The 3,197-nt window shown below is 46.4% G+C and carries 1 protein-coding gene and 1 pseudogene; both read right to left on the bottom strand.

Features of this window, described 5'->3' with window-relative positions:
* Positions 1–109: 109 nt before the first annotated feature.
* Positions 110–304 (bottom strand): annotated as a pseudogene (locus IM456_RS15725) (DUF29 family protein); the annotation flags it as partial.
* Positions 301–2,649, bottom strand: coding sequence for an HD family phosphohydrolase (locus IM456_RS15730; RefSeq protein ID WP_287694030.1), 2,349 nt, complete (start codon positions 2,647–2,649; stop codon positions 301–303). The gene IM456_RS15730 and the pseudogene IM456_RS15725, both read right to left, overlap by 4 nt.
* Positions 2,650–3,197: the final 548 nt, after the last annotated feature.

A 3,197-nucleotide genomic window follows, 5' to 3' on the forward strand; every position in this document is an offset into this window, starting at 1 on the left:
CTCGATTGTCTATCTTTTGGTATTAACTTGTTTGTGCCTTAAGTCCTTCCCTATATGGATTTCAGATACTTTTGAGCGTAGGCGCTCTCATCGAATTTTATTTTAAGTTAATTATTTGCATAACAATTCCCGAAGAGCCATTTTTATCCCGTTTGCTCAAAGCCTCCAACTCCTCGATTAAATGTTGAATATCCAACTCAGCTAGACGATTTTCCTTGAGGAGTTTAATTGTTTCAGTCAACCAGAGATGTTCATCTTGTTCGTAGAGAAATTGTAACTGATTTAGCCAAGTATCTTTTTTCATATTTTTTTGGCTGAGGAGACTTCTAAAACTGCTTTCGGGTAGGCAATGCGTTGATGGTGGAATTGTTGCCAAACTTGCACAAAAACCTCGGCAATAATTGGTAATTCCTCCTGACGAATACCACTATCTACTAATTGTTGATCGCGCCATCGGGCCTGAAAAATCTTTTTGATCATATCCATGGCTTGTTCTGGGGAGGCCTCCTTCAGCGATCGCAAAGCGGCCTCGCTACTATCGGCTAACATAACGATCGCCGTTTCTCGCGATTGGGGAATCGGACCATCGTAGCGAAAAGCCGCCTCATCGACGAATTCTTGACCATTTTGGGCGGATTTTTGCAAAGCTTGCTGATAAAAATAGGAAATTAAGAGATTGCCTTGGTGTTCAGGAATAAAATCGCGGACTACTCGCGGTAAACCGTGTCTGCGGGCCATGACTAACCCTTCGCTAACGTGCTTTTTAATAATCTCGGCGCTGACGTAGGGATCGTTAATTTCATCGTGTTTATTCGGGCCACCCATTTGATTTTCAATAAAACCGAGAGGATCGTGCATTTTCCCGATATCGTGATAGAGGGTTCCCGTGCGAATTAATTCCACATTACAGTGCAGTTTTCGGGCGGCCGCTTCAGCTAAACAGGCGACAAAAAGGGTATGTTGAAAAGTACCCGGCGCTTCCGTGGCCAAACGTTTGAGCAAACTACAATTAGGATTGGACAACTCCACCAGACGAATGGGAGTGACCACATCGAAACAGCGTTCCAAATAGGGGGATAATCCTAGGGCGATTACCGTCCAAGCTATTCCCGATAGACCATAGACGAGCGCCGTGGGTAGTAGAGTATAGATGATCGTGCTGGCCGTGGCACTAACGATTAGGTAAGTGAGCAGATAAACACCCCCTTGGCTGACTCCGATTCCCATCCCTAGCAGCGATAATTCATCCCGGGAGCGCAATTTTCCCGCTATCATAGCCGCTAATAGTCCCCCTATCGTCCCGGCGATTAAATCGGCGCTGATACCTTGGATGCTGAATAGGGAAAGACCGGCAGTTAAGAGGACCTGGGTGACGGCCAGAGTCGGGCCGTAGAAACTGCTGACTAATAAACCCACGGCTGCCAGATTGGTAAAGGGAATATTGGCGATCGCTAGGATCGGTGTGGTAAAACTTAGTAAACCCAAGAGAAGAAAATCCCGGTGACGCAGAGGCCGATGGAGACGCTGGGCAACGAGGCAAAAAGTCCCGATCGCGCTGGTGACAAGGATTGCCGTTGACCCTAAACCCATCCAGTTAATGCCCCGTTCGCTTAAACCAAAACCATCGATGAGAACAAACTGAGCTTGAGTAATTTTTTCGCCTGCTTTAACGATAATTTGACCGGTTTGAGCGCTAGACATGACCATATCTACCGCTTCCACCGCTTTAGTGGCTTGTTCTTTGGTTGCCTCCCGATCTTCTATCAGGTTCGCTTCTCCCTCCAGGGCCGCTAGAAGGATATTTTCGGCTAAAGACTGCTGGCGACTGGTTAGGCGATCGCTGCTAATCTGCACGGCGATGGTATCCTGTAGGTGACTGGTGGAAATCCCCGGGGGAATGCCTTGCACCAAAATCCGGCGACCCGCTTGCAGGACGGCTTTTTCTAGGTTTTGCCACTCTCGATCGCCCATTTGGGCCACTGCGATCAGATCGGCATATTTGAGTTTATTTAAGCTGGAATGCCGATAATTTTGGCTGGTTTGCTCCTGTATTTGCCGTAATTGCCCTAATCGATCGATAAATTGCTCAAAGTTTCCCTTCGTCACGCGCTGACGATAGGCTTGGATTTCGTATATAGCATATTCCTGCTCTTTTGTCAAGGGTTTCGTAAAAGATTCTTCATAGTTGAGGCGGCTTTGTAGAGTTGACCATTGAGCGGCAGAAAAGGTGAGCAGCGTTTCCATTGTGGCGTTAGAAATAGTCCTGCTCAGTAAAATCGAATTTTTTCGCAGAATTGGGCTAATTTGACTTAATTGCCCTAAAGTGTCTCGCAGCGATCGCTCGATCTGGGCGGTGGTTTGGGGATCTCTTTTCAGCCGGGGAAGCAGTCCAGCCCGAATTTTTTGGCGTTTGAGGGCGGTGGTTTCTTGGTCTTGAAAACGGGCATCTTCGGGGGCGATAATCGTGACCGGGGAAATAGTCCCGACGGCCAATTTCGGCTGATTATAGAAACGATAACCGACCACGCTAGTCAGACAACCGACGGTAAACAGGAAGATTAAGGGTCGTCGCAGTTTACCCAGGGAGTAAGAGCGAGATTTTCGGGCAGAATCAGGAAAAACAGTGAAAGAATGCAGAAAATGATTCATAAATTCCAGCTAAATTCTATAAACTGCGCGACCATGCCCAGAGAAAAAATACCGGCAGCTCGGTTTTGGGTTCCCTCTTCTATTTTAAGGACTCCCTGTGCAAAAAAATTTTTTCTCGAAAGGTATCTAGGGGCTGCTGAAAAAGTTTGTTGGTGGGGTTAGGAGTCGGTCGCCGGTCGGGGAAGAGAGAGGCAAAAGGCAAGGGTTTGGAACTACACAAGGGAGGGTCTTTCTCCGTTTCCTGATGGGTTAAGCAAGAGGTAGAACCTCTAGAAATGCGTTGCAAGGGAGACCCTTGCAACGAGGTACGAGGTAAATTATCAATAGCTCTAATCTATTTCTAGATTTTCTAAATCGGCTAAATCTTGTAATCTACCTGATGCTTTTTTGTTTTTTTTAAGATTTTCGGTTCTTCGTTACTTGGTATGGTTCGATAGGGGGGCATAAATCGACTAAATCCTTATCTGGCAAGAGACTTAATTGATTAGTTCGCTCTAGAGCAAAAACAATTGACAAAAATCGCTAAATGCCTTTCTCTATAAGGGTTC

The organism is Microcystis sp. M079S1, from assembly GCF_020246425.1.
GTDB classification, from domain to species: Bacteria; Cyanobacteriota; Cyanobacteriia; order Cyanobacteriales; family Microcystaceae; genus Microcystis; species Microcystis aeruginosa.